At 56.9% G+C, this 15,467-nt stretch carries 14 protein-coding genes; all 14 read right to left on the reverse strand.

The window, feature by feature from the left end; translation table 11 throughout:
- Window positions 1-57: 57 nt before the first annotated feature.
- The 14 genes from LY622_RS04750 to LY622_RS04815 all read right to left on the reverse strand — a co-directional run bounded on the left by LY622_RS04750 (window position 58) and on the right by LY622_RS04815 (window position 15,441).
- On the reverse strand, window positions 58-1,332 hold the full coding sequence (locus LY622_RS04750; RefSeq protein ID WP_234280371.1) for a NupC/NupG family nucleoside CNT transporter: 1,275 nt from the start codon (window positions 1,330-1,332) through the stop codon (window positions 58-60).
- Between the two features lie 265 nt (window positions 1,333-1,597).
- Entirely contained in the window at window positions 1,598-3,619 is a 2,022-nt protein-coding gene (locus LY622_RS04755) for an acyltransferase family protein (RefSeq protein ID WP_234289834.1), read from the reverse strand.
- 104 nt (window positions 3,620-3,723) lie between these two features.
- Window positions 3,724-4,896 carry a DegT/DnrJ/EryC1/StrS family aminotransferase gene (locus tag LY622_RS04760; protein ID WP_234289835.1) on the reverse strand — a complete coding sequence of 391 codons (1,173 nt, stop codon included), beginning with the start codon at window positions 4,894-4,896 and terminating at the stop codon, window positions 3,724-3,726.
- Between the two features lie 54 nt (window positions 4,897-4,950).
- Window positions 4,951-5,625 (reverse strand): sugar transferase, encoded by a 675-nt coding sequence (locus LY622_RS04765; protein WP_234289836.1) that lies wholly within the window; start codon window positions 5,623-5,625, stop codon window positions 4,951-4,953.
- 1 nt (window position 5,626) lies between these two features.
- Window positions 5,627-6,829: a carboxylate--amine ligase gene (locus LY622_RS04770; protein WP_234289837.1), complete on the reverse strand. Its 1,203-nt coding sequence runs from the start codon at window positions 6,827-6,829 to the stop codon at window positions 5,627-5,629.
- A gap of 8 nt (window positions 6,830-6,837) precedes the next feature.
- Window positions 6,838-8,010 (reverse strand): glycosyltransferase family 4 protein, encoded by a 1,173-nt coding sequence (locus LY622_RS04775; protein WP_234289838.1) that lies wholly within the window; start codon window positions 8,008-8,010, stop codon window positions 6,838-6,840.
- A 188-nt stretch (window positions 8,011-8,198) separates the two neighbouring features.
- A complete protein-coding gene (locus LY622_RS04780; protein ID WP_234289839.1) occupies window positions 8,199-8,993 on the reverse strand; it encodes a glycosyltransferase family 2 protein in 795 nt (264 codons plus the stop codon).
- Between the two features lie 33 nt (window positions 8,994-9,026).
- Window positions 9,027-9,998: a phosphoribosyltransferase gene (locus tag LY622_RS04785; protein ID WP_234289840.1), complete on the reverse strand. Its 972-nt coding sequence runs from the start codon at window positions 9,996-9,998 to the stop codon at window positions 9,027-9,029.
- A gap of 31 nt (window positions 9,999-10,029) precedes the next feature.
- The gene (locus LY622_RS04790; protein ID WP_234289841.1) at window positions 10,030-10,971 is read right to left on the reverse strand and encodes a glycosyltransferase family A protein; all 942 of its coding nucleotides are present in this window, start codon (window positions 10,969-10,971) and stop codon (window positions 10,030-10,032) included.
- A gap of 54 nt (window positions 10,972-11,025) precedes the next feature.
- Window positions 11,026-12,207: a CDP-glycerol glycerophosphotransferase family protein gene (locus LY622_RS04795; protein ID WP_234289842.1), complete on the reverse strand. Its 1,182-nt coding sequence runs from the start codon at window positions 12,205-12,207 to the stop codon at window positions 11,026-11,028.
- Window positions 12,208-12,261: 54 nt separating this feature from the next.
- Window positions 12,262-12,723: a glycerol-3-phosphate cytidylyltransferase gene (tagD, locus tag LY622_RS04800; protein ID WP_369413773.1), complete on the reverse strand. Its 462-nt coding sequence runs from the start codon at window positions 12,721-12,723 to the stop codon at window positions 12,262-12,264.
- 109 nt (window positions 12,724-12,832) lie between these two features.
- Window positions 12,833-13,753, reverse strand: coding sequence for a glycosyltransferase family 2 protein (locus LY622_RS04805; RefSeq protein ID WP_234289843.1), 921 nt, complete (start codon window positions 13,751-13,753; stop codon window positions 12,833-12,835).
- Window positions 13,754-14,710 (reverse strand): hypothetical protein, encoded by a 957-nt coding sequence (locus LY622_RS04810; protein WP_234289844.1) that lies wholly within the window; start codon window positions 14,708-14,710, stop codon window positions 13,754-13,756. It abuts the gene before it with no gap.
- 23 nt (window positions 14,711-14,733) lie between these two features.
- Window positions 14,734-15,441, reverse strand: a complete 708-nt coding sequence (locus LY622_RS04815; RefSeq protein WP_234289845.1) for a hypothetical protein — start codon at window positions 15,439-15,441, stop codon at window positions 14,734-14,736.
- Between the last annotated feature and the right edge of the window lie 26 nt (window positions 15,442-15,467).

Here is a 15,467-nt window from a genome sequence, read left to right on the forward strand (position 1 = left end):
TCATCGAATACGCGTTCGTCGAATGCAAGCTCGTCGAATAAAGGGGTGCACTCGGCATCAGGTCATCGCTCCCAGGGAGAGGAAGAAGCCGGCGATGGCGGCCGACATCAGGTTGGAGAGCGTACCCGCCAGCACCGCCTTGAGACCGAAGCGGGCGATGTCGTGGCGCCGGCTCGGGGCGATGCTGCCCAGCCCGCCCAGCAGGATGGCGATGGAGGAGAGATTGGCGAAGCCGCACAGGGCGAAGGAGAGCACCGCCATGGTGTAAGGCGTCATCACCTGGCCGGTGGCGGCGACCACCTGTTCACCATCGAGGTAGGGGGCCAGGTTGATGTAGGCCACGAACTCGTTGACCACCAGCTTCTGGCCGATGAAGGAGCCGGCCAGCGTAGCTTCCTCCCAGGGCACCCCAAGCAGGAAGGCGAGCGGGGCGAACAGCCAGCCGAGGATCAGCTCCAGGCTCAGCGTTTCCATACCGAACCAGCCGCCCACGCCGCCCAGCATGCCGTTGATCAGCGCAATCAGCCCGATGAAGGCCACCAGCATGGCGCCCACATTGGCGGCAAGCTTGAGGCCCGAGGTGGCGCCGGCGGCCGCCGCGTCGAGCACGTTGGTGGGGTGGTCCTCCTCCTCTTCCAGGCGCGCCTCGGCCTCGGAAATACTGTCCTCGGGCTCCTGGGTTTCGGGCATGATCAGCTTGGCGAAGAGCAGCCCCCCCGGCGCAGCCATGAAGGAGGCCGCCACCAGGTACTCCATGGGAATGCCCAGCGCCGCATAGCCCGCCAGCACCGCGCCGGCCACCGAGGCCAGCCCCCCGCACATCACCGCAAACAGCTGCGATGGCGTCATGCGGGCAATGAAGGGGCGCACCACCAGCGGTGCCTCGGTCTGGCCGACGAAGATATTGGCGGTGGCCGAGAGCGATTCGGTGCGCGACGTACCCAGCGCCTTCTGCAGGGCCCCGCCGATGATGCGGATCACCCACTGCATGATGCCGATGTAGTAGAGCACGGCGATCAGCGAAGAAAAGAAGACGATGACCGGCAGCACCTTGATGGCGAACACGAAGCCGACATTGTCGGCGTCAGCCAGGCCGCCGAAGAGGAAGTCGATGCCGTCGTTGGCGTAGAGCACCACCTGGCTGACGCCCGCCGAGATTGCCGCCAGTACCGCCTGGCCGAAGGGTACGTAGAGCACGAAGGCACCGATGCCCGCCTGGATGGCGAAGGCACCCCCCACGGTTCGCAGCCGGATCGACCGGCGCTCGGTGGAAAAAAGCAGGGCAATGGCGATGAGCGTCACCATTCCGACCAGGCTCATGATGAGTGTCATGGGAAGTCCTTCCAGCCGCGCTGGGAGTAGGCTCGCCTGAGCAGGCCGAGCGTCAAGGAGAGATTGCCCATGGGAAACTTATAACAGAAAATGTTACTTTTCCAACATTTCCTCATTCCAAGCACAGGTCCCTGGCACGGCCACTGGCTATCGAGGCAGCCCGGTACGCCCACCGGGCTGGCGGGCGGGCTGGAACGAAAACGAGATCGCCACGCAGGTGCGTGGCGATCTCGTCGGGTCTGGCAGGCCAATCACGAATTCCGGGCTATCCCTCCTCCATCTCTATCCAGCCAGCGTCCAGCAGTTGCCGCATGGTCTTCCTCACCACCAGGGAGGAGCCAAGAGTATTGAGGTGGTCGGTATCATAGTAGAGAAGCTCGCCCTCCATCTCGGCAACACAGCGGCCTGGACGATAGGTGTTGCAGAAGAGGCGTTCGGGCTTGATCCGTATCAGGTCATCGCCTGGCTCGGAGAGTGCCAACTGGTCGTAGGTGGCGGCCACTCTTTCTTGGAAGACCTCATGGCTGGTGGAAAGCGGGGCCTCCCTCTCGATGCCGTAGAGAACTTCCTTGGCGAGGAAGTTCGGCACATCCCAGCCCACCTCCGGCACAGGGTAGACCAGCACCACTCGCTTGCCGCTTTCCCTCAACCGGTCGATCGTGTCGCGCAGCAGCAAACCGACACTCTCTATCCGGTCACGGCCTTCCATGCCCTCATCCAACGGCATGGCATACAGCCGATGCCCTGACTCCACTCCCCCCTCGCGGTTATCGAACCTCTCGCCTTCGATCTGCAGCGGGTATCTTGCCAGCATCACGACGATATCAATATCGTCGCTCCCCAACAGATAGTCGAAGGCCTCCTCGTTATAGCGCGTGCAACTGCTCTGGCCATCGCTTCTTTTGTAGCCCACGATCGGCAGACAATTCGTATGCACCAGCTGCTTGACGCCGTAACCATACTCATCAAGCTCCGTTTCGAGCGCTTCTACCAGGGTTGCGGCATGGCTGTCTCCCCAGACGGCGATCATCCTGTCATGCTCCCCATTGAACTCACAGGCCCGAACGGGACGGACATAGCGTCCAGGGTAGACCTGACAACCGCCGGCCATCTCATATCGATCGTGCTTCATACTGGCCAGTTGCACGACACGTTGATCCATTCTTTCCGGTACCCCCTGGGTTAGCGTGCCATAGACGCCGAACAAGAGAAGCGCGGCCGAGGTTCCCAGGCCGGCAGAGAATATCTTCGCTCGGCTTACCCGCTTTCTGCTTCTGAATGGCTGCTCCACGTATCGCCATGAAAGCGTCGAAAGCACCAGGACGAGTACGCACAGCAAGAGAAAGTCCATCGGCGTCAGGCTGTGCAGACTCCTCTCCCTGGCAAAGGCAAAAACCGGCTGATGCCACAGATAGATGCTATAGCTCAGCAACCCCACGACCACGATGGGCTTCCACCCCAGAATTCTTCCTGACAGCGTATCGGCACGGGAGAACAGGATCACCATTGCCGTTCCGGCAACCGGCACCAGGGTCCACACGCTCGGAAAGGGAGTGTTTTCGTCGAAGAAGAGAATGGCAACCAGGATCAGGGCCAAACCAAGGACACTGCCCGCCTCATGGATCAGTCGCCTGAACCGCAATGTATTTTCATGGAGCACGATCGCAATCATCGCACCGGCCATCAACTCCCAGGCACGGGTTGGCAGCAGGTAGAAGCTGGCCCCGGCATGGTTTCTGCTACCCCACTCGGCCAACCCCAGGCTGGCTAGAAAAATTGCTGCCAGGATCAGCAGGAGAGATCGCTTTGTGGCCCACGCTAGCGAAAGCAGCAGGAGAGGATAGAAGAAGTAGAACTGCTCCTCTACCGCCAGGCTCCAGGTATGAAGGAGCGGCATTTGTTCCGCTGGGAGCGAGAAGTAATCGATCTCCCGCCAGAAGAAGATATTGGAAGAAAAGAGGTTCACAGCCACCAGGCTTTGGCTGAACAGCCTGAAATCCTCGGGTAATAACCACAGCCAGGCAAAAGGAATACAAGCGAGGCTGACAAACAGAAGCGCGGGGAGTATGCGCCTTGCTCGTCTTTCGTAAAAGGTAATGAGGGAAAACTCGCCCCTTCTTATCTCGTCATACAGGATACCGGTAATCAGGTAGCCGCTGATGACGAAAAAGACATCCACCCCCACATAGCCCCCGGCAAAAAGGGCGAAGCCGGCATGGAAGAGGACTACCGGCACCACGGCAACCGCCCTCAACCCATCGATTTCAGGTCTATAGCCTTGGCTCATGGTTCGACTCCATTTTGCACTCTACGCAAATCCATGCGTCCATGTGAACTCAGGTGTGACTATTCCCTGGCAAGGGGTCAGTGGGGAAGAATCTGGGCTGAATGCTACCCGCCCACGGCCTCTCTCATCGTCGCGGCCACGGTTGATGCAAGCCCCTTCATGTCCCTCTGGTTCAACGTGTGATCGACCTCGAACATCAGGCTGGTTTCGCCAAGCCACTTCGCTACCGGCAGCCGCTCGGCGGGCCGATAGCCGGTGTCGTCGAAGGCCTTTTCTCGATAGATCTCACTGCAGCCGCCATGCAGGCAGGTGCCGCCTCTTGCCTGGATTGCCTCGACAACAGCATCTCGACTCCAATCCGGCAGGAGTACGTCCGGCTCAACGAAGGCGTAGAATTTGTAGTAGGCGTGTGTCACACCGGGCAACGGAACGGGTACCCGAAGTCCCGGCAGGCGCTTCAACGCCTCGACAAGCACGGCGGCGTTCTCACTCCGCCGCTGAAGCCATTCCGGCAACTTTCGCAGCTGGCAGCGCCCGATGGCGGCCTGCATTTCGGTAAGCCGCCAGTTGGTGCCGAAGCTTCCGTGCAGCCAACGAAAGCCCGGCGGGTGGGCGGCCTGGACCGCACTCCAGTCCTTGCCATGGTCCTTGTAGCTCCAGGCCCTTCGCCAGGCCCACTCATTTCGCAGCAGGAGCATGCCTCCCTCGCCGCCGGTCGACATGATCTTGTCGGTGCAGAATGAAAAGGCAGCCGCGTCACCGACGCTGCCGACCCGGCGGCCATGCCAGCTCGCGCCATGGGCCTGGGCGCAATCCTCGATCAGCCATAGGCCACACTGATCGGCCAGGGCACGCAAGGCATCCAGTTCACAGGGCCAGCCCGCCAGGTGCACGGCGATGATGGCTCGGGTCTGGGGCGTCAATACGCTGGCCACGCTCTCGACGGTGAGGTTGCCGGAATCCGGGTCGACATCCGCAAATACCGGCCGCGCCCCCCGCGCCACCACACAGGAGACCGACGCCATGAAGCTTCGTGGCGTCACCACCACCTCGTCACCGGCACCGATGCACAGCGCCTCCAGCGCCAGCTCCAACGCCAGGGTACCGTTGGCCACGGCGATGGCATGGGGCATGTCATGGAACGCAGCGAACTCCCGTTCGAAGGCCCTCCCCTCCTCGCCATTCCAGTAGTTGACGCGACCGGAGCGCAGCACCTCGCTCACGGCATCCAGCTCGTCCTGCTCGTAGCGGGGCCAGCCCTGCTTGCCTGCTTCCATTTCTCTCTCCTTCGGTTCTTTCCTCTGAACCACTTCCTGTGAACCACTTTCCCATCAGGCGCTTCTCTCGTCGTGATGTCGGGCCGGGAAGGCCGTTCGCCACAGGTAGATCAGATCCTTGTCGAAGGACCAGGTCAGAACATAATCGCGGTTGAGTCTTACCTTGTCGGGGTAGATCACCTCACGGTTGTACCGCTCAGGGTCCGAGACGCCAGCCAGCAGGGTTTCTTCATCGCGGTACTTCAACGTGGCCGGGCCGGTGATGCCAGGACGAACCGCTAGAATCACCTTGCCCTCCTCGCCGAGCGTGTCCGCAAAGCCCGGCACGTCGGGGCGAGGGCCCACGAAACTCATCTGGCCTGCCAGCACGTTGAAGAGCTGGGGTAGTTCATCGAGCTTCGACCTGCGCAGCAAGCGGCCTAGCGGGGTGATGCGTGAATCGCCAAGCGTGGTGACCATGGTTCCTCCCACGGGCCTCATGGTACGGATCTTGACCACACGAAACGGACGCCCGCCCCGGCCGATTCGCTCCTGCATGAAAAAGCCTGAAGCACCGGTATCCCGGGCAGCGGCCCACGCTGTCACCAGGATCACCGGCAGCAGCAGCGTCAGCAGAAACAAGGCCAATATCAGGTCGAAGGCCCGCTTGAGGCTGCGCTGCCCCGGGCTCAACCCTAGCGGCTGCCGATTCAGGGTCCGCCCGTTGAGGTGCCGCTCCAGGAGGGCCATCTCAGCGCACCATCCCGACTTCAAGCGGGTTCATGCTCTGGCTCTTGACCCCCTTGACCAGGTAGTAGAACGCCTCTCCGAACAGCACCATCGGATCGTCGAGCTTGAAGTCATCGAACGCTGTGGCTCGCACCCCATCGTGTATCCGCAAGCCATCCGCCAACTTGCCTTGTCGTAGCAAGTCGAGCCGCCGGATCATGTCGCCCAGCAGCCAGCGCTCCACTATGCCCTGACGCGCTGGCCGGAAGTGGGCCCGCGCCACTGCCGGGCCTCGGGTCTGAGCCAGGTAGAGCAGCCAGGGGAAATTCACGCCGGCGCTCAATGCCAGGTCGATGGAGCCCCACAGGCGAGGATTGATCTCGATGAAATGCCGTCGGCCACTCTCGGCGTCGTACTTGAACTCCAGCATCGCCAGACCATGCCATTTCAGCGCCCCCAGGAGCCGGTGAGCATCGGCCTCTATCTCCGCGTTGACGGCACTGACACGCAAGGTGCTGGTTCCACCGGTTGAGACCTTTTCCTGCAGTCGTCGATGCGTGAAGTCAGCGATACGCTGGCCATGCCAGTACAGGCAGGAAACCCCCCAGCCATCGCCGTTCACGCGCTCCTGGATGATTGGCGGCCGCGAGCGGTCAAGCTGGAAGTCCTCCATCATCCTCTCGTATTCCAGGGCCAGCGTCTTGCCGCCGCGAGAGAAGCGCACGCCCTTGGAGCTGTTGCCACAACGTGCCCGAGCCACGTACCAACGGTCGGGGTCGGTTGCCGCCGTCAACTCGGCAGATGTACCGTAGTCAACGATACTGGCCACCGGCACACCCTCCTTCCGGGCCAGGCGGCTCATTCGATCCTTGTCGTTGACCAGCGAGAGAGTGGCTGCGTCCACCATCGGCAAGACGATACTACCTGGCAGGCGCCCTTCCTCACGGGCCCGCACCAGCAGCTCACCCTCCTCATGCCCCGGAATGATCACCCCCACCCCATGGCGGCTGCAGATTTCAACGACATCGGCGACGAAACCATCGGGGTCGGTATAGGGCGAGCGATACCGTGCACGGGCATGAGCAAGCCGCGAGGCCTGACACATACCAATGCGCGCACTATCGGCCACGATGACCTTCACACCCTGTTGTGCCAGCCCCCGCAGCGCCGAGTAGCTGCTGCGGCACCATCCGTGGGTCACCAGAACCGTTACACACTTCTCCATGGGGCCTCCTACAGGTCCGTTATCTCGAGCAGCCGCTGATTGACGCGTCGTACGTCGTATTGGCGTGCCACCTTGGCAAGGCTGGCCTGCGCCATGGCCTCGACCACCCCGGGCTCGGCGTCCAGCATCGCCAGCATCGCGTCAGCCAGAGCCCCGGGATTACGTGGTTCGACCAGCAGGCCGTTGATGCCGGCCTCGACCGTTTCGCGACAGCCCGGTGAGTCGGTGGTGATGATCGGTCGCCCGGTCGCCATCGCTTCCAGAACGGAGCGGGGAATACCCTCCCGATACCAGGACGGCAGGACGTAGTAGCGGCAATCGGCCAAGGCCTGCTGAACGCCATCCAGCTTTCCCAGGTACTCGATGTCCGCGGCTTTCTGCCAGGCTTCGAGTTCCTCGGGGCGTATGCTCGAAGGATTCGGGTCCAGCGCGCCGGCCAACTGAAAACGTGCCTGAGGGTAGCGCTGACGAACACGCCTCGCCGCCTCCACATAGACGCGCACCCCCTTGTCGGCCATCAGTCGCGCCAGCATTAGGAAGACAGGTGCCGAGGCAAGCGGCCGCGGGGGAAAGAGATCGACATCCACACCGGAGCCATCGACGACGGTGGATTGCCCCTCTTGAGAGAGAAGCTTCTGCTCGCGAAACAGCTTTTCGTCATCGGGATTCTGAAAAATGGTGGTATGTGCCTGTCCGAGTGAACGGCGATAAAGCTGGCAAAGCAGGGCATGCAGAGCGGTACGCTTGATACCGCCACCCTCGGAGAAGGCATAACCGAGACCGGTTATCATCGGATGAAAGCGAACTCCGGATATGTTTCGCAGGGCGAGCCCGCTGTAGATCACCGGCTTCGCGGTGTAGGCGATTAGCACCTCCGGCTCATGCCGCTCGATCAATGCACGTATGGAACGAGCCGTCTTCCAATCCTCCAGGGGATTGAGCCCTCCGCGTCCGATAGTCAGCGGTTCAAAGGGAATCGACAGAGAAGCCAGTTCACGACTGACCGTATCGGAGGCGCCATCCGGCTGTGCTGCCGTTACCACATGGTGGCCACGCTCACTCAGGCGCTTGAGCAGCGGACCACGAAAGTTGGTCAATGAGCGCGCCGTACCGCCAATCATCAATACCCGACGTGCACGCACGTCCACTTCAACCGCATGGGCAAGTGCAAGTTCTGTCATGGTCAACCATCTCCTGGGGAAAACGGCACGGTTGCGCCGGAGTTTCCTAATAGTCAGGCGGGTATTCTTACGAACCTTGACTGAAAGAATTGTATTTAAACAAGAAAATCTAGACGGACAGAAAACTGACCAGGGGATAAATACACTGAGCGGAGAATACTAAAGAAATAAAAAATGCAACGGCACGCTTATCGTTGACTCAAGCGTATTTTGGCAGGCACCAAGCCTCTCAAGAGACGGGTGAACATAAAAAACCTGTCATACCACTGCCCATTCAGGCCAGAAATAACCATACTCTGAACTTTATAACTATTCAGGATATATTTTATCCTATTGCCTCTTTCGAACGACTGTCCTTTGTGGAGACGCTTGGCAATCAATGGCACTGAGGCGACGGAAATCGGGTTTCCCGCCAAGCAAATCCGGTACCATAGCTCGTAATCAATCTGCGAAGGCAACGCCTCATTATAACCACCGACACTGTAAAAAAGCTCTTTACTCATCATGATGGAAGAGTGATTGACAGGATTTTTTCTCAGCAACTTTTTGCTTCGATCATCCACTGTGCATTTTTCCACATTACAGCACTTCCAATGAACTGAGCCTTCCCCCTTTATATACAGTGCAGTCGATCCCAGAAAATCCAACCCATGGCGCTGCATCAAGGCAATTTGTGTGCGCAAGCGGATCGGGTGGTAGAGGTCATCCGCATCGAGATTGGCGATATACTCACCTGCCGCGTGGGAAACCGCCAAGTTCAACGCCCTCGCACGCCCGACGCCTTCGGTAAATACGACTTTTATCCAATCACACTCCAAAGCCAGGCATTTCAAATAGTCAACGGTTTCGTCTGTTGATCCATCGTCGACAATAATAAGCTCCCAGTTCTGATAAACCTGTTCTCGCACACTGTTAATTGCGTGAGCCAAGTACGGGCCACCATTGCGGACACTCATATAAACACTGACCAAGGGTTCTCTCATGAAACCTCCCATCGCAACCATTCGAAAGGCCTTCTATTTAAACAACTTCCCGTAGATGAACCTTAATGAAGATTTAACCGGAGACGGGAGAAATTTGGTTTGGTGTTTCATTCTTGCGACTATCGGCGCAGGGTGAGAATATAGCCCATGAATTACTGAAGCTTGATAAACGACATTGCGACTGGAACAGTAAACAGGCTTCCCGCTTCTCTTGAATATGCCCAGCGCTTGAGTCCCATCAGGCTCAATAAAGAACTCAAGCCTGCTGCTTTTATAATAAGCAGCCTTCTCTTTAGCGGCTTCCAACCGATTGGAAAAACCTCTCCCTGGCTTGTCACCGAGAAAGACCAGGCTGTCATAGCTGATACCACGACCTGCTAGCCATGCCTCAATTTCACCTCTATTCGCCTCTCCTTCTACTGATACCAGGGAGTGAACGTGGGTATCCAGAAGGGGAGAAAAATCATTAGTTATCACTCCATCCGTCTCTCCATGACCTCTTCCCTCCCGGCTCAGGATTCCCGCCACCTCCCTGTCAATGGAGATACAGCTTCTGGAGAGGATGGGGTGATGGAATATGTTCCACTCGAATACCCGTGGGTGAGGCACGTACTCCAGATAGAGATCGATATCATTTCGCCCGCGAATGGACGAGTAAATGGCCAGCTCTACGATATCGCCAGTATAGGAAGTTGGAATACTTTTCCGTGCCAACTTCATGGATTTACCAGAATAGATACTATCGTCGACAAGCAATACCTTCCTGGCATCCCATGCTGTATCTAATTCCTTGGAAACCTTTCTGGTCACACCACTCTTAAGCTGTCCACCTTTTGCAAATGAAACAATATCAATACAGTGCAGATTCAACCCCAATGCGATCATGTAAGCGGGAATCATACCGCTCCTGGGTATACCAACAACCAGGTCGACATCTAGCGCATGAAGTGCCCCTACATTCTTTCTTATATCATCACTCAAGTCTGAGTAAGTCTTGAAATTCATAAGGATTCCAGGGCCGATAGTAAGGAATAACTCAACCGAGCCACGACCACCTTGACTTTCGCAACAGTCGCAACCCCTTGAACAGCCGATCAGGCAAAATCAACGACACTAAAGGTATAAACTGACGAGGCCTAAGTCCAAGAAAAGACAGCCCCCACACATCCTCTGCCACTGGCAGCCCACAACTCTTCTTTTCCACCGCCCAGGCAATGGCCTTCCTGTTGACCGCCGCTTTCAACCTGGTTCGATCGAGGAAATTCAGCTCGCCCACTTCCTCCACCAACAGCTCGACACTGGGATGCCCCCCCCGCAAGTTCAGTGTATTCCTGGTAACTTCCCTGGAATCCATTGTCCAGAAACTGGTTACTTCTTCATTATAATAAATGGCTTCGAGTTGACACAACGCCTTCAACCAGAGATACACATCGCCCCCCCGCCGAAACCGGCCTTCCGGAAACCCTCCAATGGAAAAAAAGAATGGCTTGTGCATGCAGACACCATTCATATGAATGAAGTCTGCAACGGTAAAGGCCGCCAAGGCTTCTTTTCGAGAAACCCTCCCGGTATCAAAGACTTTTTTACGACCTGACTTTTTTCCCTGATGAATTTTTTCATAAGCATTCACCAGAAACTGAACATCTGGATTTTCCTGAATAGCCTCATGAAAATTCTGCAAGTGGTTGGGCAAAAGAAGATCGTCGGCATCAAGAAACACGACCCAGTCCGCTCTTGCCTGAGAGACGCCGTGGTTCCTTGCCGCATAACCACCAGGGCCTGGAGTGGATCTTCTATAGACTCTCACAAGCCCCTTTCCCTCATGGCGCTTCAGTAGCGCCGCTGAGCGGTCCGTCGAACAATCGTCAATAGCAACGACTTCGAAATCCCGAAAGGTCTGTTGATACGCCGAAGACAACGCCGCATCGAGAGAGACTTCTTTGTTATGCACAGGCACGACAATAGTAAAGAAAGGCATTATCCACTCTACCTTTTTCGCATTAACAACAGAAAATTTAATACTTCCAGCCTTTCAAGCACGCAGATGATTCATTATTCTATTACACACATGGTCGTCATATAGAACACCATGTTTATTCAAGAAATTTTCCAGCTTGGCATCATACTCGCCTTTCTGGATATCCTCCCAGGCTTCCGGCAGCTGTGACCAATACGAAATGACAGGCCCTGGTGAATCATGTAAATAATCCCCATAAATTCCCACATCTCGATGCTGGTACTCGTCGAGATCCGGCGCCATCAGAATGATTGGCCGCTTGAGGCAGGCGTAATCGAACATCAGGCTCGAATAATCGGTGATAAGAATATCGATTGCCGGCAGCAAGGCGTTGACATCCGGGATGCGTGTGATCGGGACTTCCCTGATACTCAGGGAGCTACGAACCAGCTCCTCTACGCCCACCATGTTGAGCGAGGTGTGGCCACGTATCAGCAGCAACAGTCGGTTCTGTTCAAGCCAACCCAGCAATGACATCAACCTGTCGCCTTGGGCCACATCGAGCCGTCCCTTGCCTTGCATGCGCAGGGTCGGTGCGTAGAGAAGGATCCCTTTATAGTCACTGGCCTCAATCCCCTCTCGGCTCAGCAACTCCGCGGCATTTGCTCGAAAGGCGTTCCATCGAGGAAAACCGAATGCCTTGACCCGCTCGGGGGGGAGACCGAAAGCCGAGATCATACGCAATCTTCCCACTTCGGACGCTACCAGCACCTGGTCGGGGCGACGCTTCCCCGGCAGGATCCGGCGCAGATACTGATCGAAAAATACCGTCAGCTTCCCGATGCGCGTGGAGCGAGCGTCGCGCCCAAACCGCTTGAGCGGCGTGCCGTGAGTCAGGTTAATCAGCCTCCCCCCCAAGGACGCATGAGCATTGACGTCCTCCGAGGAGTGGGTCACCAGGAAGACGCCTGCTCGCAGTGAAATCAGGATACCGCGCAGTGAGTAGGCCAAAGCCGCTTCGCCCCCCTCTGCCCTGACCTGATCCACCAGCTGCGGGTCCCGGCTCAACCACACGGCCCGCAACTCCGGCACATTATCTCGGACATAGCGGTAAAGGTAGCATGTGTTATCGGAATATTGACGGCCATGCCAGGCGCCGAAGACCCACAGCTTTTCGTTGCGAGGATATATCAAACCGATCAAGCACAGAGGTAGCCAAAGAAGCTGCTGTGCCAGACGCACCAGATACGACGTCATCGTTATCTCCCGGCCAGGGGCCGAAGTGGCGGTTGGTGGGGTCCAGGGGGTATCTCAGGCGAAGTCCTTACGCAAGGCCTCCAGCACCTCGCAGGCATGCAGCAGGTCCTCACGGGAAATGCTGGAAAAACGGTTGAGGGATCGCTTCAACTCAGTGGAAGAAATTCCCTCGGTACGCGGCAGGTAAATCACGTCACAGTAGGGTTTAAGGAAATCGAAACGGCCTTTCCAGTCTTCACCAATGGCGAAGATACTGACGTCATATCGCCTCACATCATCCAACTTCTGCTCCCAACTATGTTCCGGAATAACCTCATCTACATAGCGAATAGCCCGGATTATTTCGGTACGCTGATCGTAGGGAATCAGTGTTTTCTTTCCCTTTTCCGCATTGAACTCCTCGGTTGATACCGCCACGATAAGACGATCTCCCAGCTCAGCCAACCGCCGCAGTAACCGTAGATGACCTATGTGAAACATATCGAAGGTGCCGTAGGTAATTACCGTCTTGCTCATCGACTTTTCCTCGCAAATCCCCCCCCCTTATCCACTCAACCCTTCCAACCCATTCCTCCCTTTCCAGGCAGCGACCTCCTCTTGATAATGTTTCATTCAATCAAGGCTTTCACTTAAGCCATTTTCTCAGCCTGCTATAGTACGGCTGAGGCACCATGAGCATGGCAGCATGAAGCCAGTGCCGCAGGCGCATGCTGCCCCACTTGAGAGAAGCCAGATCCTGCTTGATGGATAGTCCAAGCAGCTTCTTTTCCACCGCCCAGGAAAGCACCTTGCGGTTTACCGCTGCCCTCAGTTGTCGACGGTCATGCCATGTCAGCGATTTTTCGCACTCTTTAAGAACGTCAATGCTTGGATGAACATTCATCAAGTTACTCTTCTCGCGTGTCACGCCACTGTGGTCCAGCAGCCACAGGCTGGTAACCGTATTGTCGTAGTGAATGGCTTCAAGCGCGCAGAGCGCCTTGAGCCAGAAATAGACATCTCCCCCCCTGCGGTATCGCTCGACGGGAAAACCGCCCAACGCCTGGAAGCGTTCTCGACGTATACAGGCACCATTCATGTGAATGAAATCGCAACGGGCGAAAGCAGCCAATGCTTCATGTCGATTGAGCACACCCGCCGGTATGTCCTCGACCCGGGGAAGCCGCTGATGATCTTCCATCTTCTGGTAGGCATTGACGAATAGTTCTATCTCCGGATAGCGGGATATCCCGTCGGCAAAACAGGATAAATGATCGAACAGGAGCAGGTCATCGGCATCGAAAAAGACCAGCCACATGGCCCTTGCCTGCTCCGCGCCATGGTTACGAGCCGCATAACCACCCGGGCCAGGCGCTTCCCGTCGGTACAGGCGCAATTCGCCGGCCTCTTCATGGCGCTGCAATAGCTCGAGGGAGCCGTCGGTGGAACCATCATCCACGGCGATGATTTCAAAATTGCGGAAGGTCTGCTGGTAAAGGCACTCCAGAGAGGCCGACAGCGTCGCAATCTTGTTGTAGACAGGGACCACTACTGAGATAAGGGGCACTTAGTGACTTCGCCTGTTATGCCGGCGATGGTAGAGCTCAGCCAGCTGCTTTCCGAAAAGGCGTCTTGCCAGGCGCCTGATTCCACGCCGAGCCCGCCGGACAGCCAGGCTCAACTCATAGCGCCCTCGGTGCCACAGCAGGGCTGCCCTGTTATTCGTTTCCAGTGCACGCATCATTCCCAGGTCGTAGTCATCTACGTCATGCCGGCGAGAACGCTTGAAGCGTTCCAGTTGGGAAAAGGAGACATAGCGCAGCTCACCCAATTGAAAGTGACGATCCGGGTCCTCCAGCAACGCCTGGCAGCTGGCGCCGTGATGAATAAGCTCTCCATCGTTACGATGGATACAGGGACGACTTACCCGTTCAGGCTCTAGTGCAAGATAATCAAGACGTTGCGCCCTTCGCAGACCGTAGAGTTCCAGTACGATGCTTGCGTCCAGCAGAACCTGATCATGACGATAACCGTTGGAAGCCACGAAACAGGAAAAATAGGAAAGCCGTGCTCGGGTGACGTTGAAACGACCATAACGGGCATGGAGTAGAAAATGTCGTGAACTCTGATCCAGCAGCCAGCGCCCTACTCGGATCGAGTCAGCCAGAGCAAGTCCTCCCCACTGGCCCGTTTTGGCAGAAGCCCAAGTCGGAAGTATCTTCAAAGAGTCTCCCGGTAGCAGCACGGCGAATTCCAATACACCGCCACCTTTCGGCAGGGTGAGTTCCGTCAGTTCAGCAAGGTTCTTCCGTGCTCGTGCCGGAAATCGCAAACACTCCCGATACAACACATCGCCCATGGAAGACAGGTTGTCTGGGCCAGTCGAGGCCTCTGGCGCGGCGTTGGGGGAACCACCACGCAGGACCAACCGCCACGCAGAGTTGTTCGCTTCCAGCCGCTCAAGTGCTGCACGCCGGGCAGCCGGCAAGCCGCCCGGGGGAGCCAAACCTGCATCCTCGACCATGGCAAACCTCCTCGATGGTAAGGTCATTGTGCGACTGGGGACGTTACAAGCGCTTCGCGAATCCATTCATTGCGTCTTGCCATTTCCTTTAGAACATCAGGCAGGGGACGCCATCGGCATTCGGCCAATAGCGCATCGACTCCCTCGAGCGTGATATCCAGCGCCCGCTCCCTATAGCTCGAGTGTTCATGAAGTTTCTTGATTTCGCCGACGTAATCATGATCCCTTGGCGAAATAACCTTAACGTTCAGTGTCGGGTCACGTGAAGGTATCCCTGACAGATACCCCTTCCTGTAGACGGCATGATAAGACAGCGACAGAAAATGCTCATCCGGCCCGGGCACCCTGGCGATGCCGTTCAACAATAATGCATTATCCAGAATAGACTTCGCATTACTTGGTGGATAGTAAGGCAACCCGTGTGAGTTCGTTCCCGAAAGGCCACTCACACTGTAGATATCGCAAGGCGTATCGTTTTCATTTCCAGCGACAGTGAGTAGCGAGGTAAGCTTTTTCACATCTTCATCGGCAACTAGAATATCGATATCCTCACCCGTCTGCACTGTGGGCAACGACTCAAACCATCGCAGCACAACATAGCGAATATTATTATCTTTCAATATCTCCAGAAACCCCTGAACGCCGATATCACTGCTGATAAATCGACGATGGGACGTGGGACGGCCCAGCAGCCGATCGATGCGTCGTTTGACGGCTCTCTTGATTTTCATTGACTAAGCACTCTTTTATAAACAGC

The sequence above is a fragment of the Halomonas alkalisoli genome, assembly GCF_021412585.1.
Lineage (GTDB): Bacteria > Pseudomonadota > Gammaproteobacteria > Pseudomonadales > Halomonadaceae > Halomonas > Halomonas alkalisoli.